At 70.9% G+C, this 21602-nt stretch carries 20 protein-coding genes; 10 read left to right on the top strand and 10 right to left on the bottom strand.

Going from position 1 to position 21602, the window contains the following annotated elements:
• Positions 1 to 35: 35 nt before the first annotated feature.
• The 4 genes from ASC67_RS05020 to ASC67_RS05005 all read left to right on the top strand — a co-directional run bounded on the left by ASC67_RS05020 (position 36) and on the right by ASC67_RS05005 (position 3258).
• Positions 36 to 689 (top strand): protein-L-isoaspartate O-methyltransferase, encoded by a 654-nt coding sequence (locus tag ASC67_RS05020; RefSeq protein WP_056315916.1) that lies wholly within the window; start codon positions 36 to 38, stop codon positions 687 to 689.
• 68 nt (positions 690 to 757) lie between these two features.
• Entirely contained in the window at positions 758 to 2113 is a 1356-nt protein-coding gene (locus ASC67_RS05015) for a TolC family outer membrane protein (RefSeq protein ID WP_056315914.1), read from the top strand.
• 46 nt (positions 2114 to 2159) lie between these two features.
• Positions 2160 to 2738, top strand: coding sequence for a DUF1415 domain-containing protein (locus tag ASC67_RS05010; RefSeq protein WP_200946811.1), 579 nt, complete (start codon positions 2160 to 2162; stop codon positions 2736 to 2738).
• Between the two features lie 10 nt (positions 2739 to 2748).
• Positions 2749 to 3258 carry a M48 family metallopeptidase gene (locus ASC67_RS05005; RefSeq protein WP_056315911.1) on the top strand — a complete coding sequence of 170 codons (510 nt, stop codon included), beginning with the start codon at positions 2749 to 2751 and terminating at the stop codon, positions 3256 to 3258.
• A gap of 3 nt (positions 3259 to 3261) precedes the next feature.
• Here the strand turns inward: ASC67_RS05005 and ASC67_RS05000 are convergent, their stop codons facing one another.
• The 3 genes from ASC67_RS05000 to ASC67_RS04990 form a co-directional block, all read right to left on the bottom strand.
• Positions 3262 to 4884 (bottom strand): NAD(P)/FAD-dependent oxidoreductase, encoded by a 1623-nt coding sequence (locus ASC67_RS05000; RefSeq protein ID WP_056315907.1) that lies wholly within the window; start codon positions 4882 to 4884, stop codon positions 3262 to 3264.
• Positions 4885 to 4931: 47 nt separating this feature from the next.
• Positions 4932 to 5216: a helix-turn-helix transcriptional regulator gene (locus ASC67_RS04995; protein WP_310731967.1), complete on the bottom strand. Its 285-nt coding sequence runs from the start codon at positions 5214 to 5216 to the stop codon at positions 4932 to 4934.
• A gap of 288 nt (positions 5217 to 5504) precedes the next feature.
• Positions 5505 to 6245: an aldolase gene (locus ASC67_RS04990; RefSeq protein ID WP_056315903.1), complete on the bottom strand. Its 741-nt coding sequence runs from the start codon at positions 6243 to 6245 to the stop codon at positions 5505 to 5507.
• Between the two features lie 91 nt (positions 6246 to 6336).
• Between ASC67_RS04990 and ASC67_RS04985 the strand changes: the two genes are divergently transcribed.
• Both ASC67_RS04985 and ASC67_RS04980 read left to right on the top strand, forming a co-directional pair.
• Positions 6337 to 7284, top strand: a complete 948-nt coding sequence (locus tag ASC67_RS04985) for a GAF domain-containing protein (protein WP_056315901.1) — start codon at positions 6337 to 6339, stop codon at positions 7282 to 7284.
• Between the two features lie 46 nt (positions 7285 to 7330).
• Positions 7331 to 8179, top strand: coding sequence for a PA4780 family RIO1-like protein kinase (locus ASC67_RS04980; protein ID WP_056315898.1), 849 nt, complete (start codon positions 7331 to 7333; stop codon positions 8177 to 8179).
• 22 nt (positions 8180 to 8201) lie between these two features.
• On the opposite strand, the gene ASC67_RS04975 is transcribed toward ASC67_RS04980, so the two are convergent.
• The 6 genes from ASC67_RS04975 to ASC67_RS04950 all read right to left on the bottom strand — a co-directional run bounded on the left by ASC67_RS04975 (position 8202) and on the right by ASC67_RS04950 (position 14208).
• Positions 8202 to 9191 carry a hypothetical protein gene (locus ASC67_RS04975; protein WP_156466663.1) on the bottom strand — a complete coding sequence of 330 codons (990 nt, stop codon included), beginning with the start codon at positions 9189 to 9191 and terminating at the stop codon, positions 8202 to 8204.
• A 7-nt stretch (positions 9192 to 9198) separates the two neighbouring features.
• Complete coding sequence (locus ASC67_RS21180) at positions 9199 to 10029, bottom strand: general secretion pathway protein GspB (RefSeq protein ID WP_056315891.1); 831 nt, start codon at positions 10027 to 10029, stop codon at positions 9199 to 9201.
• 7 nt (positions 10030 to 10036) lie between these two features.
• Positions 10037 to 11743 (bottom strand): ExeA family protein, encoded by a 1707-nt coding sequence (locus ASC67_RS04965; protein ID WP_056315888.1) that lies wholly within the window; start codon positions 11741 to 11743, stop codon positions 10037 to 10039.
• A gap of 64 nt (positions 11744 to 11807) precedes the next feature.
• On the bottom strand, positions 11808 to 12929 hold the full coding sequence (locus ASC67_RS04960) for an NAD(P)/FAD-dependent oxidoreductase (protein ID WP_056315885.1): 1122 nt from the start codon (positions 12927 to 12929) through the stop codon (positions 11808 to 11810).
• A 72-nt stretch (positions 12930 to 13001) separates the two neighbouring features.
• A complete protein-coding gene (locus tag ASC67_RS04955) occupies positions 13002 to 13511 on the bottom strand; it encodes a polyhydroxyalkanoate granule-associated phasin (RefSeq protein WP_156466662.1) in 510 nt (169 codons plus the stop codon).
• Positions 13512 to 13647: 136 nt separating this feature from the next.
• Positions 13648 to 14208 carry a hypothetical protein gene (locus ASC67_RS04950; RefSeq protein WP_056315879.1) on the bottom strand — a complete coding sequence of 187 codons (561 nt, stop codon included), beginning with the start codon at positions 14206 to 14208 and terminating at the stop codon, positions 13648 to 13650.
• A gap of 149 nt (positions 14209 to 14357) precedes the next feature.
• Between ASC67_RS04950 and ASC67_RS04945 the strand changes: the two genes are divergently transcribed.
• From ASC67_RS04945 to ASC67_RS04930, 4 genes are all read left to right on the top strand, one after another.
• The gene (locus ASC67_RS04945) at positions 14358 to 15728 is read left to right on the top strand and encodes a cache domain-containing protein (RefSeq protein WP_056315876.1); all 1371 of its coding nucleotides are present in this window, start codon (positions 14358 to 14360) and stop codon (positions 15726 to 15728) included.
• Positions 15728 to 16381 carry a response regulator transcription factor gene (locus ASC67_RS04940; RefSeq protein WP_056315873.1) on the top strand — a complete coding sequence of 218 codons (654 nt, stop codon included), beginning with the start codon at positions 15728 to 15730 and terminating at the stop codon, positions 16379 to 16381. The genes ASC67_RS04945 and ASC67_RS04940 overlap by 1 nt, the downstream gene beginning before the upstream one ends.
• Before the next feature lie 165 nt (positions 16382 to 16546).
• Positions 16547 to 18613, top strand: coding sequence for a carbon starvation CstA family protein (locus tag ASC67_RS04935; RefSeq protein ID WP_056315869.1), 2067 nt, complete (start codon positions 16547 to 16549; stop codon positions 18611 to 18613).
• A 20-nt stretch (positions 18614 to 18633) separates the two neighbouring features.
• Positions 18634 to 18852: a YbdD/YjiX family protein gene (locus tag ASC67_RS04930; RefSeq protein ID WP_310731966.1), complete on the top strand. Its 219-nt coding sequence runs from the start codon at positions 18634 to 18636 to the stop codon at positions 18850 to 18852.
• 115 nt (positions 18853 to 18967) lie between these two features.
• On the opposite strand, the gene cphA is transcribed toward ASC67_RS04930, so the two are convergent.
• Positions 18968 to 21535 carry a cyanophycin synthetase gene (gene cphA, locus ASC67_RS04925; RefSeq protein WP_056315864.1) on the bottom strand — a complete coding sequence of 856 codons (2568 nt, stop codon included), beginning with the start codon at positions 21533 to 21535 and terminating at the stop codon, positions 18968 to 18970.
• Between the last annotated feature and the right edge of the window lie 67 nt (positions 21536 to 21602).

Here is a 21602-nt window from a genome sequence, read left to right as displayed (position 1 = left end):
TCGCCGCCCTGCAAACCCCCTTCCGCGAGAGCCTCATGAACATCGAACAAGCCCGCTTCAACATGATCGAACAGCAGATCCGCCCCTGGGACGTGCTGGACTCCTCCGTGCTGTCGCTGCTGGCCGTGGTGCGCCGCGAGGAGTTCGTGCCGCCGGCCTACCGCGCCCTGGCCTTCAACGACATGGAACTGCCACTGGCCGAGGGCCAGTTCATGCTCTCGCCCAAGGTCGAGGCCCGTCTGCTGCAGGAGCTGGCGGTGCACAAGCACGAGCGCGTGCTCGAGGTCGGCACCGGCTCGGGCTTCATGGCTGCGCTGCTCGGCCACAAGGCTCGCGAAGTGATCAGCCTCGAGGTCCGCGCCGCGCTGGCGCTGCAGGCCCGCATCAACCTGCAGCGCGCGGCGGTCGTCAATGTCGACGTGCGCCAGGCCGATGGCTCGCACGGCCTGGCGGCCGAAGGCCCGTTCGACGTGATCGCGCTGTCCGGCTCGGTCGCCGAGATCCCCCAGGGCCTGCTCGACCAGCTCAAGGTCGGCGGGCGGCTGGCCGCCGTCGTCGGCCAGGAGCCGGTGATGCGCGCGGTGCTCGTCACCCGCACCGAGGGCGGCGGCTTCCACAGCGTGGAGCTGTTCGACACCGTCGCACCGCGACTCGACGGCTTCGGCGAGCCCTCGAAGTTCAGCTTCTGAACCCGCCGCACGCCGGCTCGCCGATCCCGATATCGGCGGCCCGTGCGGCCCCTTGCAGAAAGGTCTCCATGCCCCAGCGTTCCCCGCTTTGCCCGACCCCGCCGCGGCGGCGGCACCGCCTGGCTCGCGCGCTGGCGGTCTGCCTCGTGTTCGGCGCTGCCGCCGCCACGGCCCAGGCACAGAGCCTGCAGTCGCTGTACGACGCCGCGCGCGGCTACGACGCCACCTACCTGGCGGCCCGTGCGCTGGCCGATTCGGCGCAATACCGCTACGAGCAGGTGAAGGCGCTCAACCGCCCGAGCGTGGGCCTGACGGCGAGCACCACCCGCACCGAGACCGACACCGCGGCGGGCAGCGCCGGCGGCACCAGCACGGGCGCGCAGATCTCGGCGCTGCAACCGCTGTTCAACCGCAGCAACAGCACCACGATCGACCAGGCCGAGAAGAGCTATGCAGTCTCGATGGCCGACCTCGAGACCGCCGAGCAGGACTTGGTGGTGCGCCTGAGCCAGGCCTACTTCGACGTGCTAGGGGCGCAGGACACGCTGGCCGCAACACGCGCCAACAAGACCGCCATCGCAGAACAGCTCGCGTCGGCCAAGCGCAACTTCGAGGTCGGCACGGCCACCATCACCGACACGCGCGAATCGCAGGCGCGCTACGACCTCGCCACCGCGCAGGAGATCGCCGCCGAGAACGACCTGCGCACCAAGCGCATCGCGCTCGACCAGCTGGTGGGCAGCACCGACGTGGCGCCGCGCACCTTGCTGCTGCCGGTGGAGCTGCCGGCGGTGGATCCGGCGAACGTGGAGGAGTGGGTCACGATGGCGAGCCAGTCGCCCACCGTGCGCAAGGCCCAGCTCGCCTACGACGTGGCCCAGCTCGAGACCGAGAAGGCCCGCGCCGGCCACCTGCCGACGGTCGACCTGGTGGGCGGCGTCGGCCGCAACCGCAACACCGGCCGGACCACCGGCAGCGGTCTGAGCGGCAACACCACCAGCGCGCAGATCGGCGTGGAACTGAACCTGCCGCTGTTCGCCGGCTACTCGATCCAGAACCGCGTGAAGGAGACGCTGTCGCTGGAGGAGAAGTCGCGCAACGATCTGGAGTTCGCGCGCCGCAGCGTCACGCAGGGCACGCGCCAGGCCTACTTCACCGTGCAGTCGGGTCTGGCCACGGTGAAGGCGCTGGAGGCCGCCGAGGCCTCGAACCAGCTCGCGCTCGAAGCCACCCAGCTCGGCTACAAGGTCGGCGTGCGCGTCAACCTCGATGTGCTGAACGCCCAGACCCAGCTCTACACGACCCAGCGCGATCTGGCGCGCGCACGCTACGACGTGGTGCTGGGCAACCTGCGCCTGCGCCAAGCGGCCGGCACGCTGAAGCCCGAGTTCGTCAGCGCCGTCAACCGCCTGCTCGCGCCCTGAGCCGCCGCGGCGTCCCTGCACGAGCACGCCCAGCGGCACCGACACCATGATGCCACCGCTGCGCCCCGACCCTGTGATCGCGCGCACCCGCACCTGGCTGCAGCGTGCGGTGATCGGGCTGAACCTCTGTCCGTTCGCGAAGGCCGTCGAGGCCAAGGGGCAGGTGCGCTACGTGGTCAGCGACGCCACCGACCCCGAGCGCCTGCTCGACGACCTGTGCCGCGAACTCGACCTGCTGGCCGAGGCCGACGCTGCGACGGTCGACACCACGCTGCTGATCCACCCGCAGGTGCTGGTCGATTTTCTCGACTACAACGACTTCCTCGATCGGGCCGATGCCGCGATCGAGCGCCTGGGTCATGCGGGCGTGCTGCAGGTGGCGAGCTTCCACCCGGACTACCAGTTCGCCGGCACGGCGCCCGACGATGTCGAGAACGCCAGCAACCGCTCGCCCTACCCCACGCTGCACCTGCTGCGCGAGGCCAGCATCGACCGCGCCGTGGCGGCCTTCCCCGAGGCGGAGTCGATCTACGAGGCCAACATCCTCACGCTGCGCCGACTGGGCCACGACGGATGGGCGGCGCTGCAGGCCGAGATCGACCGCGACGCGATGGCCCCACGCTGAAGGGCACGCCGTGCCCTCGCTCCCCTACCTGGCCCACTACCCCGAGGCGCTGCAGGCCCAGGTGCGAACGGCGCTCGCTCGAGGTGGCCTGGCCGACGGACTGCGCGCGCGCTACCCGGAGGTTCACGAGGTCCGCACCGACCGCGCGCTGTACGAATACGTCACCGGTCTCAAGTCCCGCTTCCTGCGCCAGGCCGAGCCGCTGAGCAAGGTGGCCTACGACCAGCGCCTGCACGTGATCCGCAATGCGCTGGGCACGCACACCGCGGTGTCGCGTGTGCAAGGCAGCCGGCTGAAGGCCAAGCGCGAGATCCGGGTGGCCAGCCTGTTCAAGGAAGCGCCGGCCGCCTTCCTGAAGATGATCGTCGTGCACGAGCTCGCGCACCTGAAGGAGCGCGAGCACGGCAAGGCCTTCTATGCCCTGTGCACGCACATGGCGCCGGACTACCACCAGCTGGAGTTCGATCTGCGGGTGTGGCTGACGGTTGCCGAGCTGCCGCAGCCGGACCGGATCGTCTAGAACCTAGACGATGGCAAAGCCCCGGTAACGTTCCGCCGCGACCTCGGCGCACAGCTTGCGGTACGCGCCGAATCCGCCGATGTAGGGCATGAACACCCGACGCTTGCCCGGGATGTTGGCGCCCATGTACCAGGAGTCGGCGCGCGGCAGCAGTGTCTTGTCGGCCAGCTCGTTGACGTGCTCGACCCAGGCCTCTTCGGCGTCCCGGGTCGGCTCGATGGTGGCCGCCTTGTGCGCGCGCAGGTAAGCGATGCAGTCGGCGATCCACTCGACATGCTGCTCGATCGAGGTCGGCATGTTGCCGAGCACCGAAGGGCTGCCGGGTCCGGTGATCATGAACAGGTTGGGGAAGTCCGCCGTCGAGACGCCGAGGTAGGTGCGCGGCCCGGCCGCCCACTTCTCGCCGAGCGTCACGCCATCGCGGCCCCGGATGCCCAGCCGGGTCAGCGGGCCGGTCAGCGCGTCGAAGCCGGTGGCGAAAACGATGATGTCCAGCGGGTAGGTCTTGTCGGCCGTGCGGAGGCCTTCGGGCACGATCTCCTGGATCGGCGATTCGCGCAGGTCGACCAACTCGACGTTGTCGCGGTTGTAGGTCTCGAAGTAACCCGCGTCCAGCGGCAGCCGCTTGGTCGCGATCGGGTAGCCCTGCGGGATCAGCTTGCGCGCCACCGCGGGGTCACGCACGGCCTCGCGGATCTTCCGCCGCACGAACTCCGCCGCCGTCGCGTTGGCGTCCTCGTTGACCAGCAGGTCCTTGTAGCTGCCGAACATCCACTCGAAGCCGCCCTTCTGCCAGAGCGCCTCGTACTGGCGCTCGCGCTGTGCATCGTCGACGTCGAAGGCGCCCTGGTTGCTGAACTCGTACGGTTGCCCGATCGAGCTCCACTTGCAGGTCTCGCGGATCTGCTTGATGTCGCGCCGGAGCCGGGCCTGCTCCTCCGGACCGAGGTCGCGATTGCCGTTCGGCACGCTGAACTGCGGCGTACGCTGGAACACCGTCAGGTGGGCGGCCTGTCTGGCAATGATGGGGATGGCCTGGATCGCGCTCGACCCGGTGCCGATCACGCCGACGCGCTTGCCCGTGAAGTCCACGCCCTCGTGGGGCCAGGCGCCGGTGTGGTGCTGCTCGCCCTGGAACCGGTCCTTGCCGGGGATCGCAGGCACCTGGGCCGAGGACAGACAGCCGACCGCCGTGATCAGGTAGCGGGCCTCGACCCGCTCGCCGGTCTCGGTCTCGACCGTCCAGAGCGCGCGCTGCTCGTCGTAGGCGGCGCCCGTCACCGCGGTGTCGAAATCGAAGGCCGGCTTCAGATCGAGCTTGTCGGCCACGTACTCCAGGTAGCGCAGGATCTCCGCCTGACCGGGGAAGCGACGGCTCCACTGCCATCCCTGCACGAGTTCGTCGGAGAAGGAGTACGAGTAGACCCACGACTCGGAGTCCGAACCGGCCCCCGGATAGCGGTTCCAGTACCAGGTGCCGCCGACCCCGCCACCCCGCTCGAAGGCCCGCAGCGACAGCCCCATCTCGCGCAGTCGGTGCACCATGTAGAGACCGGCGAAACCGGCGCCGATGACCACCGCATCGACCTGGGCGGCCTTGCCACCGACCTTCTCGTTCACCGACATGGCAGGCTCCTTCGGCGTCGCGCCGTCCGTCTCTTCGTCTCGGTCGATCAGTCGATCAATCTCAGGGCCCGGGCCGCGTTGATGGCTTGGAGCCGGTTGCCGACGCCGAGCTTGGAGTAGATGTTCTTTAAGTGAAACTTGACCGTGTTCTCCGAGACGAACAGGCGGCCGGCAATTTCGCGGTTGGAGATGCCGTTGAAGAGCGACTTCAGCATCTCCTTCTCGCGACACGACAGCGGTTCGACATGGAAAGCGTCGTTCAGGCCGGGACGCTCCATCATCTCGACGCGCTGGCGCATCGGTAGCTCGCGGAACTGGAGAAGATGATCCATCGGTCGATGCTTCACGGGAGGTTGGCAAGGAGCGGGGCGCGCTGCCATTGCAGCAGCAGCACCCCGAGCGGCGTATGCCTCGCGCGCCTGCCACGAACTCCGCGATCGCAGCCGGAGAATCCGTCTGAAGACGTGTGCAGGGCAGGCGTCGGCACAGCATGTACCTTAAAGTTCGTGGCCCACCCCACCCAAGCGAGTAGTTTCCCTAGGCGGTTTTGTACCGCGCCAGAACAGATGGCCAGTCGCGGCCAGGACGCCGGCGGTCTCGCTTCAGCGGGCCCTCGCGCGCTAGGTGACCGTTCGCCGCAGCGCCTCGAAGAACAGCTCCGACTGCAGCCGCTCTCCCAGCGACTGCTGCGCCACGTGCTCGGCGATGGCCGGCGCCACCGGTGCGAGCGGCCGGCCGGTCGATCCGGCCAGCACCTGCGCGGCACAGGCACGCTCCAGGTAGTAGAGATCGTCATACGCGTGCGCCATCGACGCGCCGCAGACCACCACACCGTGGTTGCCGAGAAACACCACGTCGGCCCCCTGCATGGCGCGCGCGATGCGTTCGCCCTCCGACGCATCGAGCGCAAGGCCGTTGTACTGCGCGTCGATGGCCACGCGGCCGTGAAAGCGCATCGCGTTCTGCGACAGCGTGGTGTCGAGCGCCCGATCGACGGTGAGCGTGAGCGCGGTCGCGTACGGCATGTGGGTGTGCAGCACGCAGGCCTGGCCGGCGATGCGGTGGATGGCCGCATGGATGAACATCGCCGTGGGCTCGACCTCGTGGCGACCCGCCAGCGGGGCGCCACGCGCGTCGATCATGACGATGTCGTCGGTGCCGATCTCGCTCCACAGCAGGCCGCGCGGGTTCAGCAGGAAGCGGCCGGAGCCGTCGGGAAGTTCGACGCTGAAATGGTTGCACACGCCTTCGGCCAGGCCGTGGAGGGCGGCAGCTCGCAGCGCCAGCGCCAGGTCGGCCCGCAGCCGCGTCACGGCGGAGGAGTGAAAGTCTGCGTGCTGCTGCGGGTCGGTGCGGCTCATGCGGACCAGTCTATCGGCTCGCCGGCGCCACGCCATCGTCCCGTGCTGGCCTGCAACTTGCACGAGCCCTGCACACCCTTCAGGACGCGCCATGTCTGCCACCTTCATCAAGGCCGCCGAAGTCTGGGTCCCCAGCGCCGACGGCACGCTGCTCGAGTTCGGCTGCGGTGGCTTCGGCCCGGCGCGGAGCTTCGCGACGATCAGCCGCTCCATGTGCTTCGGCCGTGGCGAGGGACTGCCCGGCCGCGCCTGGGAGGAAGGCCGCCCCGTCCTGCTGCGCCAGTTCGAGGGCACGATCTTCCAGCGCACCGCCGCGGCCCGCACCGCCGGCATGGACTGCGCGATCGCGCTGCCGATGTACCTGCACGACCGCCTCACGGCCGTCCTGGTGGTGTTCTGCGGCCACGTGCCCGGGCAGGCCGGAGCGCTGGAGCTCTGGCACCACGACCCGCGCATCACCACCGACATGACGCTCGTCGACGGCGCCTACGGCCCCGGCGCGCAGGCCTTCGAGGCGATCTCCCAGGAGACCTACCTGCCGCGCGGCGTGGGCTTGCCGGGCCTGGCGTGGCAGCGCGGCGAGGCGGTGTTCGTGGAGGACCTGCCGGCCGCGCCCGGCCGCTTCCTGCGCAACGAGGAGGCCGCGGTCGCGGGCCTGCTGCGCGGCCTGGCGATCCCCGTGGGCTCGCAGCTCGCCGACCGGCACGTGGTGGCCTTCCTGGCGAGCGCGCGGCTGCCGCTGGCGCACCGCATCGAGCGCTGGGTGCCCGACGCGGCCCAGGCCGAGCTGCGGCGGGTCGAGGCCTTCAGCGAACTGCATGGTGGCCGCTCGTCGGGCAGCGCCCAGCTGCCGCTGGCGTCGGCCGGCAGCTCGCTCGTCAAGGCCTTGCAGCGCGGCATGCCGGTCATCAACGATTTCCCGGCCGACGAGCCGGGCTCGCCCGCTGCCGCCGCGGTGGGCATCGGCGCGACGGCGCTCGTGGCGATCCCGGTGGTGTGGGAGAACGCCGTGGTCGAGGTGGTCGCGCTCTACCTGTAGCCACGCCGCCGCCCGGGCCCATCGGGACGCGGCGCAGAATGCCGCGATGAAACCACCCAAGCGCCTGCAGTCCCTGATCGAGGAAGGCCTGATCGACAGCGTGGTACGCCAGCTGATGAGCGGCAAGGAAGCCATGGTCTACGTGGTGCGCTGCGGCGACGAGACACGCTGCGCCAAGGTCTACAAGGAGGCCACGCAGCGCAGTTTCCGCCAGGCGGTCGACTACACCGAGAACCGCAAGGTCAAGAACACCCGCCAGGCCCGCGCCATGGCCAAGGGCACGCGCTACGGCCGCCAGGCCCAGGAAGCGGCGTGGCAGAGCGCCGAGGTCGACGCGCTCTACCGGCTGGCCGCCGCCGGCGTGCGTGTGCCGCGGCCCCACAACTTCCACGACGGCGTGCTGCTGATGGAGCTGGTGACCGACGCTCATGGCGACGCGGCCCCACGGCTCAACGACGTGGCCTTCACGCCGGAGGAGGCCCGCGGCCACCATGCCGCGCTGCTGGCCGAGGTGGTGCGCATGCTGTGCGCCGGCGTCGTGCACGGCGACCTGTCGGAGTTCAACATCCTGCTGGCCGCCGACGGCCCGGTGATCATCGACCTGCCCCAGGCGGTGGATGCCGCCGGCAACAACCACGCGAGCCGCATGCTGCTGCGCGACGTGGGCAACCTGAGCGGCTACTTCGGCCGCTACGCGCCCGAGTTGCTGCCCACCGACTTCGGCCCCGAGATCTGGGACCTCTACCAGCGCGGCATGCTGCATCCCGACGTGGTGCTCACCGGCCGCTTCGACCGCAGCACCGCGGCCGTGGACCTGGGCAGCGTGCTGCGCGAGATCGACGATGCGCGCGCCGAGGAGGCGGCCCGCCGGTTGCGGCTGCAGACGGTGTCCTGAACGCGCGGGGGTCGGCTCTGGCTCAGGACCACATCCACCAGGCCCACCACAACAGCAGCGCGATGAACACCGCTCGCAGCGGGTTGGTGCGCCAGGTGGACCAGGACAGCAGCTCGTCGTCGTCCTCGTCGTCGCCATGCCGGCCCGCGGTGTCGGCGCGCATGCGCAGGATCCACTCTCGCTGCCGGGGCAGGTCGGCCGACAAGGCCGCCATGCGGCGCGCCACCGTGTGCGGCGCCGGCTTTTCGGCATGCGCCTGCAGCAAGGGTGCGAGCACCTGCACCTGACGGTGCGCATCGGCCAGGCGGCTCACCGCCAGCGTGGCGCCGCACTGCGCGCACTGCATCGCCTGCCCGGGCGGCAGCGCCGCGCCGCAGGCCCCGCACTGCAGCGCCCCGCGGTGGGCTGCGGTGGCGTGCACCGGGTGGTCTTCGGTGGCGCCCTCCGGGTCCAGCGCACGCGCCAGCCGGGCGACGTCGAGCAGGCTCGGCACCGAGCGGCAGTGGCCGCACTGCGCGTCGCCGGCCGCGATCGGGGCGCCGCAGTTCACGCAGTCGATGCGGCCGTCGCGCCGGATCAGCGCGGCCCGGTCGGCCGACGACATCGGCCGCACCAGGCCTTTCTCGAACAGGAACTCCGCGAACGACTGGTAGGCACCGTGCCGCGCCGGGCATTCGAGCTGCAGCGAGCGGCCCCAGCGCGAACGGTTGTGCACGGTCTTCAGGCCGCTGCGGCAGCGCGGACAGGCGGCCTGTTCACGCAGCGGCTGGTGCGCCAGCGCCTGGGCCTGCGCCATGTGGCCGATCAGTTCCAGGATCGCCGGTCCGTTGAGGCGCGCCGACTCGATGACATCGAACCACACCAGATGGCAGGGCGCGCAGAGGTCGACCTCCACCGCCTGCCCGTAATGCCCGCGCAGCGCCAGCGCCTGCATCGGCCCCTGGCAGTTGCCGCAGACCAGCGGTCGCGACTCGGCAGGGGGCGCCGGAATCGATGGGGTGGCGGCCGGCACGACAGGGCTAGTAGGTGATCTCGTAGCGGTAGCCCTTGAAGCGCAGCACCGCGGCCTTGAGCTTGATCTGCTCGAGCACGAGCTCGGGACCGAGCTTGTCCTTCTCGTGGAAGATCTGGCCGTTGATGATGAGGAAGCGGTTGGCCGCCTCCGCGGAATAGATCGACCCGCCCACCGCGATGGCCGGCAGCTGGCGGCGGATGTCGTCGGGCAGTTCGGCGAGGGTGTGGACGCGGCCCTCCGCCGCCGCGGGGGCGGGCGGCTTCTCGGTCGGCGCCACCGTGGACGCAGGCGCCTGCACGGCGGGCGCAGGCTTGCGGACCTCGGCCACGGGCTTCGGTGGGTCGGCCAAGGGCGCAGGCGCCGGCACGGCACGGCGCGTCGAGGCCGGCGCATCGCGCAGCACCGGCGCGGGCGGGGCCGGCGGCGCGATCGCGAAGGCCGGGGCCTCGGCGCGCGGCGGCGGGGCCGGAACCGGCACCGTCGGTGCTGGCGGCGCCGCTGCCGGCGGTGGCGGCGCCGGGACGGGCGCCGCAGCGGGCACTGAGCTCACGGGAGCCGCCGCCACGGATGGTCCAGCGGTCTCGGCCGGTGGTGGCGGCAGCGCCGCGGCCTCCGGCGGCGTGTCGCGACCGAACAGCAGCCACAACAGCGGGCCGATCAGGCCGACCGAGGCGCCGACGACGATCCACAGCCAGGGCACGGAACGCTGCGGCGACGCGGCCGCCATCGCGGCCGAGTCGGGCGGCACCGGCTGCGCATGCAGATCGGGCAGCGCGCCGCGCTCGCGATCGCGCTCGGCGTCGGCCTTGCGGAGGGCTTCGAGGATGTAGGACATCGGTGCGTCACTCGGTCTGCAGGCGGGGCTCGTCCACGCCGGTGGCGCGGTTGAGCTGCATCAGCGTGATCGGCCCGGCCAGGCCGTCCGGCGCCAGGCCCTGGGTGGCCTGGAAAGCGGCGATGCGCGGCTTGAGCGCCGCCACCGACGCCTCGCCCGGCGAGGCTTCGCCGGCCGCGGTGGCCAGCCGCGCGGCCAGCCAGTCGGCGGGCACGGCTGCCTTGCCGGCTGCGGCGACGGTGTAGCCCGGCGGCACGCGCCACAGCGTCATGAAATCGCCACGCCACAGTCGCGTGAAGGAACCGAGCGTGATGGTCTGCGCGACGCCACCCATGCGCAGCGTCGCGCTCTGCGCCGTGAGGCCGGTGAGCTGCGCATAGACCGGCTGCCCGGACGCGTCGCTCAGGCTCACGATGCCGGGCCGGCCGAGCAGCCGCACCAGTGCGAGGTTGCTGCGCCCCGCGTGGCAGTGCACCTGCTGCGCCGGCGCGAGCAGGCAGGGGTCGCCGTCGTCGGCCAGGTTCAGCTTCCAGGCCGGCGCCAGCTCGCGCAGCGCCTCGTTCGGATCGCGCACCAGGGTCTTGAACTGCACCGGCAGCTCGGCAGCGGCCAGCGCCTGCGGCGCCGGCGTCGCTGCCAAGGCCACCGAGGCCGCGGAGGCCGGCGGTGGTGCCGCCGCAGCGGCGGAGGCAGCCACGGCCTGCGGCGGCTTCGCCGATGCCGCGACCGCCGGCGCGGACGCCGCCGTCGTGCTCGCAGCGGCGCGCCCCGGCGACCCCAGACCGCCGCCGAGCATCCAGCTGCCCGCCGCGAACAGCGCGGCGCCGCCGACCAGGCCCAGCCCCAGCACCGCCGGACGCCGCTGCAGCCAGCCGCGCGGGTTCATCGGCGACGGCGTCTCGAACACCTCGCGCGCGGCCTTGTCGACGATCTCGCGCCGCACCCGGTGCGCGCCGATCGAATAGGCGCCCAGCAGCGCCCGGTCGCACAGCAGGTTGATGCGGCGCGGCACGCCGCGAGACAGCTGGTGGATGCGCTGCACCGACTCGCGATCGAAGGGCAGCGCGCGGTTCAGGCCTGAAATGGTGAGCCGGTGCCGGATGTACTGCAGCGTCTCGGTCTCCGTCAGCGCCTCGAGGTGGTAGCGCGCGATCACGCGCTGCGCCAGTTGCTCCAGTTCGGGCCGCGCCAGCATCTGGCGCAGCTCGGGCTGGCCGATCAGCACGATCTGCAGCAGCTTGCGCTCGTTGGTCTCCAGGTTGGTCAGCAGGCGCAGCTGCTCCAGCACGTCGGCCGACAGGTTCTGCGCCTCGTCGATGATCAGCACATTGCTCTGGCCGACCGCATGGGTCTGCAGCAGGAAGCGGTTGAGCGGGTCGAGGTAGTCCTTCACCGTGGCGGCACCCGGGCCCGGGTGCGCGTAGGGAATGCCGAACTCGTCGCACACCGACTTCAGCAGCTCCTCGACGGTGAGCTTGGGGTTGAAGATGTAGGCGACGTTGCAGCGCTTGGGCACCTGCTCCAGCAGCAGGCGGCACACCGTGGTCTTGCCGGCCCCGATCTCGCCGGTCAGCAGCACGAAGCCGCCGCCGCCGCGCACGCCGTAGAGCAGGTGCGCCAGCGCCTCCCGGTGCCGCTCGCTCATGAAGAGGAAGCGCGGGTCGGGCGCGATCGAGAAAGGCTCCTGGCTCAGGCCGAAGAATTGCGCGTACATGGTGCAGAGGATACTTTCCGGCGGAGCCGCGGCCTCACGGGGCCGCTCCGCTCGAGGCAGCGGCTCATGCCCCCAGGCGCCGCAACGTCTCGTCGGCCAGTGCCAGGCTGGCCGTCAGGCCGGGCGATTCGATGCCCAGCAGGTTCACCAGCCCCTCGATGCCATGCCCGTCCGGGCCGTCGATGCGGAAGTCGGCCGCCGGCTCGCCAGGCCCCGACAGCTTGGGGCGCACGCCGCTGTAGGCCGGCTGCAGGGCGCCGTCGGGCAGCGCCGGCCAGTAGCGGCGGATCTCAGCGTAGAAGCGCTCGGCGCGCCGGGCCTCGACGCGGTAGTCGAGCGTGCCGTCGCCGCCATCGGCGGCGGTGTCGGGCTCCACCCACTCCACGTCGGGCCCGAAGCGTGCCTGGCCGCCGAGATCGAGCGTCAGGTGCACGCCCAGGCCGGCCGCCTCCGGCAACGGGTAGACGAGGCGCGAGAACGGCGCGCGACCCGGCAAGGCGAAGTAGCTGCCCTTCGCGAACCGGGCTTGCGGCTGGAAGGCCGGCGCCAGGCCCTCGGTGCGCCGCGCGAGCGCCGGTGCCCACAGCCCGGCGGCATTGACGACGATGCGCGCCCCCAGCGTCATGCCGGCGGCGTGCACGCGGTGCGGCCGCCCGAGCTCGATGCGCTCGACACGCGAGACCAGCGCCACCGCGCCGCCGGCCGACTCCAGGTCGCCCTGCAGCGCGAGCATCAGGCCATGGCTGTCGACGATGCCGGTCGACGGCGACAGCAGCGCCTCGCTGCAGGCGAGCGCGGGTTCGAGCGCACGCGCCGCGTCGGCCGTCAACGGCTGCAGGTCGTCGACGCCGTTGTCGGCGGCCCGCGCTCGCAACGCCTGCAGCGCCGGATGCTGCGACGCCCGGGTGGCGACGATCAGCTTGCCGCAGCGGCGGTGCGCGATGCCGCGTTGGGCGCAGTAGGCATAGAGCGCCGCCTTGCCGGCCACGCACAGCCGCGCCTTCAGCGAACCGGTGGGGTAGTAGAGGCCGGCGTGGATGACCTCGCTGTTGCGGGCGCTGGTGACGGTGCCGATCGCGGTCTCGGATTCGAGCACCACGGTCTCGAGACCCCGCAGCGCCAGCGCGCGACCGACCGCCAGCCCCACGACCCCGGCCCCGACAACCACCGCATCGACCTGATCCATCCGCGCGCCCTCCCCGCCCGCCGGGCGTCCCGGCCTGCGATGCTACGGCCGGCCGCGCCGGGGCGTGGCGACTCAGCGCCGGGTCGTCTTCTTGGCCGAGCCGAGGCGGCGCGCGTTGGCGGTCGCGGTGCGGTGCACCGGCGCGAGCGCGCTGTGGGTCACGCGCGCCGCGGCATCGGACGCACGCTGCAGCGTCGGTGCGCGCCGCATCACCGTGCTGACCAGCGTCTTGTGGCGGCGCATCGCCTGGGCCGGCGTGCGGCTGCCGGCCAGCGCGAAGGCGTTGTTCATGATCGCCAACCAGCCCTGCAGGGCCTGGCTGTTGAGCGTCTGCACCGCCGGGGTCCAGGCGCGACCCAAGGCGGCAGCGGATTGCGAGAAGGCGTCCAGCTTCTCGCTGCCCATCAGCGCGAACTCGCGCTGGTCGGCGGCCGATGGCAGCGGCCCGGCCGACGCCATGCGGGCGCTGCGGGTGGCGATGACCTGGGACGACGCCAGCAGCATCTCCTGCGTCTTGCTCGCGACACCCAGCCACAGACCGATCGGGAAGAACATCGAAGCAGGAAGGTCGGTGGATTTCATGAAGGCTCTCGGGTCCAAAGGTTCAGGTATGAGGGCGCCGGGTGACGCAGGGCTTACATCGAGTCCCGAATTGCCCTCACCCGCAAAAAAAAAAAAGCCGGCGCGAGGCCGGCTTGTCGGGAACGTGTCAGGCGGCTCAGCTCTTGCCGTAGCGGGCCTTGGCGTCGGCCACGCAGGTCGACTTGGCGTCGCCGGCCAGCGCGTCGCACTTCTCGGCCTCGACCTTGTAGTTGGCCTCGCGCTTCTCGTCGCGCGCCTCCATCTGGGCCTTGCCGGTGGTGCTGACCAGCTTGGCATCGGCGCGCGCCTTGGTGTGGGCCGCCTTGGCTTCCTGGACGCACACGTCCTTGGCGTTGCCGGCGAGGTCGTCGCAGCGCTCCTTCGCGACCTCGTAGGTGGTGTCGGCCTTCACCTCGGCCACCTTCGCGCGATCGCCGGGCTTGCCGGTGTAGGCGGCCTCGAGCTCGGCCTTGGCGACCTTCTCCTTGGCCTCGGCCTCGTCCTCGCAGACGTCCTTGCCGTTGCCGGACAGGCGGTCGCAGGAGGATTTCTGGAGCTTGTAGTCGGCGCCGATGCGGTCCTTGGCGGCCGAGTACTCGGCCTTGCTCATGCCGGCGGCGAAGGCGGGCGAGGCTGCGAATGCGGCGGCAGTGCACAGGGCGAGCAGTGCGGGCTTGAAGGGAAAGGTGGTGTGCATGAGATCTCCTGAGGTCTGAATGACGTGGAGGGAGTATTGGCGCCGCCCGCCGCGCCGGGCATCGGACGCTGCCGCGCGCGCAGGTAGCGGCTGTCCTACAGGGCCTCGCCGTCGCCCCGGCACCCCGCTGTGGATACCATGCGCGAGACATGCGACTCAAGAGCAAGATCGTCCTCCTCGCCGTGGTGCCGCTGCTGGCGTCGATCGTGCTGATCGCGCTGGCCGTGCGCCACCAGGAGCGCGCGCTGGCGGCGCGCGAACGCGAGCTGGTCGAGAGCGCCTACATGAGCTCCAAGCGCACCGAACTGCGCCACTACGTCGAGCTGGCGCGCAGCACCATCGCACCGCTGTACGAATCGGGCGACGACAGCGAGACCACGCGCCAGGCCGCGATGAAGCTGCTGGCCTCGCTGGACTACGGCACCGACGGCTATTTCTTCCTCTACGACCTGCAGGGCAGGAGCCTGATGCACCCGCGCCAGCCGGAGCTGGTGGGCAATGACCTGTGGGAGCTGCGCGACGAGGCGGGCCACCCGACGATCCAGCAGCTGATCGCCAAGGCCAGCGAGGGCGGCGGCTTCATCGACTACCTGTGGCGCAAGCCCTCGACGCGGCAGACGACGCCCAAGCTCGGCTACGTGATCGCGCTGCCGCGCTGGAACTGGATGCTCGGCACCGGCCTCTACCTCGACGACGTGCAGGCCACGATGACGCAGCTCGATCACCAGGTGGCGGCCAACATCGAGACCACCTTCCTGTGGATCGCCGGCATCGCGCTGTCGGGCATCGCGTTGATCACGGTGTGCGGCCTGGCGCTGAACCTCAGCGAGCACAAGGAGGCCGACGCCAAGCTGCGCCAGCTGGCGCAGCAGGTGGTGCGATCGCAGGAGTCCGAGCGCGCCCACCTGTCGCGCGAACTGCACGACGGCACCAGCCAGACACTGGTGTCGATCAAGCTGCTGATCGAGTCGGCGATCGAACAGATCGAGCGCGAGCCGGCCCAGGCCGCCGCGCCGCTGGAGCGCGCCGCGGTGCGCCTGGCCGACGCGCTGACCGAGGTGCGGCGCATTTCGCACCGCCTGCGTCCGGCGATGCTCGACGTGCTGGGCCTGCCGGCGGCGCTGGAGCACCTGGGCCGTGAGTTCGGCGACCACAGCGGGCTGGCGTTCTCGATGCGCATGCGCGGGCCGTCGGCCGAGTTGCCCGACGACGTGAAGACCGTGCTGTTCCGCGTGACGCAAGAGGCGCTGACCAACATCGAGAAGCATGCCGCCGCGCAATCGGTGCGCATCCGGCTGGCGTTCCGGCCCAGCGGCCTGCGGCTCGCCATCCTCGACGACGGCCGCGGCTTCGACCTCGCTGCGGTGCAGCTCGACCCGCGTCGCGGCATCGGCCTGCGCAACATGCGCGAGCGCCTGGCCTCGATCGGCGGCTCGTTCCGCATCCGCTCGCGCAGCGGCCTGACCGAGTTGGTGGCCGACGTGCCAGAGGCACAACTGCGCCGCCTGAAGGAGGCCTGATGAGCCACGAACCCGACACGCCCGGCGTCCGCCTGCTGATCGTCGACGACCACCCGCTGGTGCGCGAGGGCCTGCGCTCGCGCCTGCAGGCGATCGCCTGGCTCGAGGTGGTGGGCGAAGCCGGCAGCGCGCGCGAGGCGCTGGAGCTGATCCCGCAGCTGCGCCCAGGCCTGGTGCTGATGGACATCGGCATGCGCGAGATCAACGGCATCGAGCTCACCCGCATGCTGGCGCAGCGCCATCCGGCGGTGGCCGTGCTGGTGCTCAGCATGTACGACAACCCCGAGTACGTGCAGCAGGCCATGCAGGCCGGCGCCCGCGGCTACGTGCTGAAGGACGCGCCCTCGGCCGACATCATCGCGGCCATCGAGGCAGTCTGTGCCGGCGGCACCTTCCTGAGCCCGGCGGTCTCCAAGCGCCTGTTCCGCGGCCAGGCGCCGAAACCGCTGGTCTCGCACCGCGAGAGCGAGATCCTGGCCTGCCTGGCCGACGGCCTGTCGAGCAAGCAGATCGCCGAGCGGCTGGACCTGAGCGTGCGCACCGTCGAGACGCACCGCCAGAACATCAAGCGCAAGCTGGGCATCGAGGGCCAGGCGGAGCTGATCAAGTACGCGGTCGAGCACGGCCGGCGCTACCGCGACGACGAAGCTTGAGATCACTGCCTCGCCCCCGGTCTGATCCCTAAGTGGTCCCACGCACCCCTCTACGTGGTGCGACGCTTGTTTCAAGATGCACCGCTGCGGACACTGACGCCCATTCCAGTGCATCCGGGTCGGACGACCACGGGGGCACGGCCCCTCAGCGTTCAGGAGACCCCCATGACCCATCTACGCAAGCACCTTCCCTGGGTGCTCGTCGCCATCGTCGGCGCGTTCGCGCTGGCGACCATCGCGCTGCAGCGCGGTGAAGCCATCAGTGCCCTGTGGGTGGTGGTGGCCGCCCTGTGCGTCTACCTCATCGCCTACCGCTACTACAGCCTGTTCCTGGCGACCAAGGTGCTGGGCCTGGACCCGAACCGGCAGACGCCGGCGCACCGCCACAACGACGGCCTGGACTACGTCCCGACCAACAAGTACGTGCTCTACGGGCATCACTTCGCCGCCATCGCCGGCGCCGGCCCGCTGGTCGGACCGGTGCTGGCCGCACAGATGGGCTACCTGCCCGGCATGCTGTGGCTGCTGGCCGGCGTGGTGTTCGCCGGCGCGGTGCAGGACTTCATCGTGCTGTTCATCTCGACGCGGCGCGACGGCCGCTCGCTGGGCGAGCTGGTGAAGCAGGAGATGGGCACGGTGCCGGGCGTCATCACGCTGTTCGGCGCCTTCATGATCATGATCATCATCCTGGCGGTGCTGGCGCTGATCGTCGTCAAGGCGCTGGCGCACTCGCCGTGGGGCGCGGTGACCGTCGGCCTCACGATCCCGGTCGCGCTGTTCATGGGCATCTACAGCCGCTACCTGCGGCCGGGGCGCATCGGCGAGGTCTCGGCGATCGGCTTCGTGCTGCTGATGGCCGCCATCTGGCTGGGCGGCTGGGTGCACGAGCATGCGGCCTTGTCGGCGCTGTTCGACTTCGACGGCAAGGCCCTCACCTGGATGCTGATCGGCTACGGCTTCGTCGCCTCGGTGCTGCCGGTGTGGCTGCTGCTGGCGCCGCGCGACTACCTGTCGACCTTCCTGAAGATCGGCACCATCATCGCGCTGGCGATCGGCATCCTGATCGTGGCGCCGACGCTGCAGATGCCGGCGCTGACCCAGTTCGCGCAGGGCAACGGCCCGGTGTGGTCGGGCAACCTGTTCCCCTTCCTGTTCATCACCATCGCCTGCGGCGCGGTGTCGGGCTTCCATGCGCTGATCTCGTCGGGCACCACGCCCAAGATGCTGGAGAACGAGACCCACGCGCGCTTCATCGGCTACGGCGGCATGCTGGCCGAGTCCTTCGTCGCGATCATGGCGCTGGTGGCGGCCTCGGTGATCCAGCCCGGCATCTACTTCGCGATGAACAGCCCTGCCGCGCTGGTCGGCAGCACCCCGGAGGCGGTGGCGCAGACGCTGTCGACCTGGGGCTTCGTGATCACGCCCGACGTGTTGATCCAGACCGCCAAGGACGTGGGCGAGAACACCATCCTCGCGCGCGCCGGCGGCGCACCGACGCTGGCCGTCGGCATGGCGCACATCCTGCACCAGGTGGTCGGCGGGCCCGCGATGATGGCCTTCTGGTACCACTTCGCGATCCTGTTCGAGGCGCTGTTCATCCTGACCGCGGTCGACGCCGGCACGCGCGCCGGGCGCTTCATGCTGCAGGACCTGCTGGGCAACTTCATCCCGGCGATGAAGCGCACCGACTCGCTGGTGGCCAACCTGATCGCCACCGGCCTGTGCGTCGCGACCTGGGGCTACTTCCTGTACGCCGGCGTGGTCGACCCGCTGGGGGGCATCAACACGCTGTGGCCGTTGTTCGGCATCTCCAACCAGATGCTGGCCGCCGTCGCGCTGACGCTGGGCACCGTGGTGCTGTTCAAGATGAAGCGCCAGCGCTACGCCTGGGTCACCATCGTGCCGGCCGCGTGGCTGCTGATCTGCACGCTGACCGCCGGCTGGCTGAAGCTGTTCTCGGACGATCCGAAGGTCGGCTTCCTGGCCCACGCGCAGAAGTTCGGCGACGCGCTGGCGCAGGGCACGGTGCTGGCACCGGCCAAGTCGCTCGACGCGATGCGGCACATCGTGGTCAACGACTACATCAACGCCAGCCTGTGCGTGCTGTTCATGCTGGTCGTCGTGAGCACGGTGTTCTACGCGGTCAAGTCCATCTCGAAGGCACTCGGCAACCAGTCGCCGACGGTGCGCGAGACGCCGTTCGAGCCGATGCCGCAAGGCGCCGGCGGCTGAAGGCTTCCTGTACTCACCCCATGGCCTCCGGCAGTTTCACCGGCCTGATGCGCGACGCCGAGAAGGCGGGCCGCTACCTCGGTCAAGCCATGCGCCTGATGGTCGGCCAGCCCGACTACGAGGTCTACGTGGCCCATGCGAAGGCGGTCCACCCGGACCGGCCGGTGATGAGCTACGAGGACTTCTTCCGCGAGCGCCAGCAGGCCCGCTACGGGTCGCGCACCGGCCGCTGCTGCTGAGGCAGCCCGACCAATCCCTGGTTCGTTTCCCAAGGCGCCCGGCAAAACCGGACGTCTTGGACCTTGAAGCCGGCGCGCATGACGCGCCGGCCGTCCGGTGGATCGCGGCGGACCGTCAGCCTGCGGCGACGCGACGCGCCAGGTGCGCCATCGCTTCCTCGACCTGATCGACCAGCACCAGACAGAGCTCGCCCGGCTTCAGCCGATCGAGCGCGGTGTCGATGGCGATGAACTCGCCGTGGATCTCCTCGACATGGCGGGTGCGCGTCGCACCCTGCAGGCCCTCGCGCAGCAGCGCGATCACCTCGCCGTCGGCGCGGCCGCGCTGCGCGGCGTCCTGGTAGAGCAGCACGTCGTCGAAGGCGGCTCCGAGGATCTGGGTCTGCTCGCGGATGTCGTCGTCGCGCCGGTCGCCGGCGCCGCTGATGACGACCGCGCGGCGCGTGGCCGGCATCGCGTCGACCGCCGCCACCAGCGCGCGCATCGCGTCGGGGTTGTGGCCGTAGTCGGCGATCACCGTCGCGCCCTTGAAGTCCATCACGTTGAAGCGGCCCGGCGCGTTGTCGGCGTCGTTGACGAAGCTCGCCAGCCCGCGGCGCACCGTGTCCCAGTCGAGCCCCACGCCCCAGGCGGCGGCCACCGCGGCCATCGCGTTCTCGACCTGGAAGCCGATCGTGCCGCCGCGCGTGAGCGGGATGTCGCGCAGCAGCAGCTTCTCGCGCCAGGCGCCCTGCGCCGCGACCATCGCGTCGCCCTCGACGTAGACGGTGCGCTTGCCCTGCGCGCGGTGCGTGGCCATCACCGGGTGATGGCGGTCGGCAGCGAAGAAGATCACGTCGCCGGGGCAGGTGCCGGCCATCGCGGCGACGTTGACGTCGGTCGCGTTGAGCACCGCGTAGCCGCTCTGCGCCACGTTCTGCACGATCACGCGCTTGAGCACCGCCAGGTCCTCGACGGTGGTGATGTAGTTGAGCCCGAGGTGATCGCCGCTGCCGATGTTGGTGACGACCGCCACCTGGCAACGGTCGAAGCCCAGGCCCTCGCGCAGCACGCCGCCGCGCGCGGTCTCGAACACGGCCGCGTCGACGTCGGGGTGCATCAGCACGTTGCGCGCGCTCTTCGGACCGCTGCAGTCGCCGCTGTCGATCTGGCGGCCCTCGACATAGACGCCGTCGGTGTTGGTCATGCCCACGCGCAGCCCGCTGGTCGCGAACAGGTGGGCGATCAGCCGCGCCGTGGTGGTCTTGCCGTTGGTGCCGGTCACCGCGACCACCGGGATGCGACCGTCGTCGCCGTGGTTGAACAGGTGATGGATCATCGCCTCGCCGACGTTGCGACCCTTGCCGAACGAGGGCGACAGGTGCATGCGCAGGCCCGGCGCGGCATTGACCTCGACCACGCCGCCGCTCTGCTCTTCGAGCGGGCGGCCCACCGTCTCGCACACCACGTCGACACCGCAGATGTGCAGGCCGATCATCTGCGCCGCCGCGACCGCGCGCGCGGCCACCTCGGGGTGCACGTCGTCGGTCACGTCGGCGGCGGTGCCGCCGGTGCTGAGGTTGGCGTTGTTGCGCAGGATCACGCGGCGGCCCTTCTCGGGCACCGAGTCGGGCCGCAAACCCTGCACCTGCAGGCGCGCGACGGCGATGTCGTCGAAGCGGATCTTGGTCAGCGAGGTCGAATGGCCGGTGCCGCGCCGTGGATCGGCGTTGACGATATCGACCAGTTCGCTCACCGTATGCACGCCGTCGCCGATGACGTGCGGCGGCTCGCGCCGTGCCGCTGCCACCAGCCGGTCGCCGACCACCAGCAAGCGGAAATCGGCGCCGGGCAGGAACTTCTCGACCATCACCTCGCCGATCTCGGCCGCGGCGGTGAACGCCACGTCGAGGTGCGCGCGGTCGACGATATTGACCGTGACGCCCTTGCCCTGGTTGCCGTCCTGCGGTTTGACGACCACCGGCAGGCCGATCTCCTGGGCGACGGCCCAGGCCTCGTCGGCGCTCGCCACCAGCCGGCCGATCGGCACCGGCACGCCGGCGGCGCGCAGCAGCGTCTTGGTGAGGTCCTTGTCCTGCGCGATGGCCTCGGACACGGCGCTGGTCGAGTCGACCTCGGCCGCCTGGATGCGCCGCTGCCGCGAGCCCCAGCCGAACTGCACCATGCTGCCCTGCGTCAGGCGGCGGTAGGGGATGTTGCGCGCCAGCGCGGCGTCGACGATCGCGCCGGTGCTGGGGCCCAGGCGCACGTCCTCGTCGGTCTCGCGCAGCCGCGCGATCGCGGCATCGACATCGAAGCCGCGCGCGTGCTGCGCCGCCTCGATCAGCTCGCAGGCGAGGTCGAACGCCAGCCGACCCACTTCCTCTTCGCTGTACTCGACGACGACCTGGAAGACACCGGGATCGACGGTCGCCGAGGTGCGGCTGAAGGTCACCGGGCAGCCGGCTTGCGCCTGCAGCGCCAGCGCGGCGGCCTCGAGCAGATGGGCCAGCGAGACCGGCACCCCGGGCGCCGCGGTGCGCAGCACGCCGATGCTCGGGAACAGCGCCCGCAGGCGCGTCTCGAGACCGACCGGATCGGCGATCTCGCACTCGGGCGCAGTGCACGAGACGATCGCCTCGATCGCGGTGTGCCGGCTCCAGAGATTGGGGCCGCGCAAGGCTCGGATGCGGGAAACTTCCATCGCTGCTGCTCTTTGGGGTCGTTGGGCAGAGTCGCCGTTCGCGACGATTGTCGGGGCCGCGGCGGGC

This window comes from Methylibium sp. Root1272 (genome assembly GCF_001425905.1).
Taxonomy (GTDB): Bacteria; Pseudomonadota; Gammaproteobacteria; order Burkholderiales; family Burkholderiaceae_C; genus Methylibium.
The sequence above is the reverse complement of the archived record's forward strand: the minus strand, read 5'-3'. Positions and strand labels throughout refer to the sequence as shown.

What these genes read in the sequence shown, in the direction of transcription:
- ASC67_RS05020 (WP_056315916.1), top strand. Translation starts at nt 36, where the DNA reads ATGAACATCGAACAAGCCCGCTTCAACATGATCGAACAGCAGATCCGC.
- ASC67_RS05015 (WP_056315914.1), top strand. Translation starts at nt 758, where the DNA reads ATGCCCCAGCGTTCCCCGCTTTGCCCGACCCCGCCGCGGCGGCGGCAC.
- ASC67_RS05010 (WP_200946811.1), top strand. Translation starts at nt 2,160, where the DNA reads ATGATGCCACCGCTGCGCCCCGACCCTGTGATCGCGCGCACCCGCACC.
- ASC67_RS05000 (WP_056315907.1), bottom strand. Translation starts at nt 4,884, where the DNA reads ATGTCGGTGAACGAGAAGGTCGGTGGCAAGGCCGCCCAGGTCGATGCG.
- ASC67_RS04995 (WP_310731967.1), bottom strand. Translation starts at nt 5,216, where the DNA reads ATGGATCATCTTCTCCAGTTCCGCGAGCTACCGATGCGCCAGCGCGTC.
- ASC67_RS04990 (WP_056315903.1), bottom strand. Translation starts at nt 6,245, where the DNA reads ATGAGCCGCACCGACCCGCAGCAGCACGCAGACTTTCACTCCTCCGCC.
- ASC67_RS04985 (WP_056315901.1), top strand. Translation starts at nt 6,337, where the DNA reads ATGTCTGCCACCTTCATCAAGGCCGCCGAAGTCTGGGTCCCCAGCGCC.
- ASC67_RS04980 (WP_056315898.1), top strand. Translation starts at nt 7,331, where the DNA reads ATGAAACCACCCAAGCGCCTGCAGTCCCTGATCGAGGAAGGCCTGATC.
- ASC67_RS21180 (WP_056315891.1), bottom strand. Translation starts at nt 10,029, where the DNA reads ATGTCCTACATCCTCGAAGCCCTCCGCAAGGCCGACGCCGAGCGCGAT.
- ASC67_RS04965 (WP_056315888.1), bottom strand. Translation starts at nt 11,743, where the DNA reads ATGTACGCGCAATTCTTCGGCCTGAGCCAGGAGCCTTTCTCGATCGCG.
- ASC67_RS04960 (WP_056315885.1), bottom strand. Translation starts at nt 12,929, where the DNA reads ATGGATCAGGTCGATGCGGTGGTTGTCGGGGCCGGGGTCGTGGGGCTG.
- ASC67_RS04955 (WP_156466662.1), bottom strand. Translation starts at nt 13,511, where the DNA reads ATGAAATCCACCGACCTTCCTGCTTCGATGTTCTTCCCGATCGGTCTG.
- ASC67_RS04950 (WP_056315879.1), bottom strand. Translation starts at nt 14,208, where the DNA reads ATGCACACCACCTTTCCCTTCAAGCCCGCACTGCTCGCCCTGTGCACT.
- ASC67_RS04945 (WP_056315876.1), top strand. Translation starts at nt 14,358, where the DNA reads ATGCGACTCAAGAGCAAGATCGTCCTCCTCGCCGTGGTGCCGCTGCTG.
- ASC67_RS04940 (WP_056315873.1), top strand. Translation starts at nt 15,728, where the DNA reads ATGAGCCACGAACCCGACACGCCCGGCGTCCGCCTGCTGATCGTCGAC.
- ASC67_RS04935 (WP_056315869.1), top strand. Translation starts at nt 16,547, where the DNA reads ATGACCCATCTACGCAAGCACCTTCCCTGGGTGCTCGTCGCCATCGTC.
- ASC67_RS04930 (WP_310731966.1), top strand. Translation starts at nt 18,634, where the DNA reads ATGGCCTCCGGCAGTTTCACCGGCCTGATGCGCGACGCCGAGAAGGCG.
- cphA (WP_056315864.1), bottom strand. Translation starts at nt 21,535, where the DNA reads ATGGAAGTTTCCCGCATCCGAGCCTTGCGCGGCCCCAATCTCTGGAGC.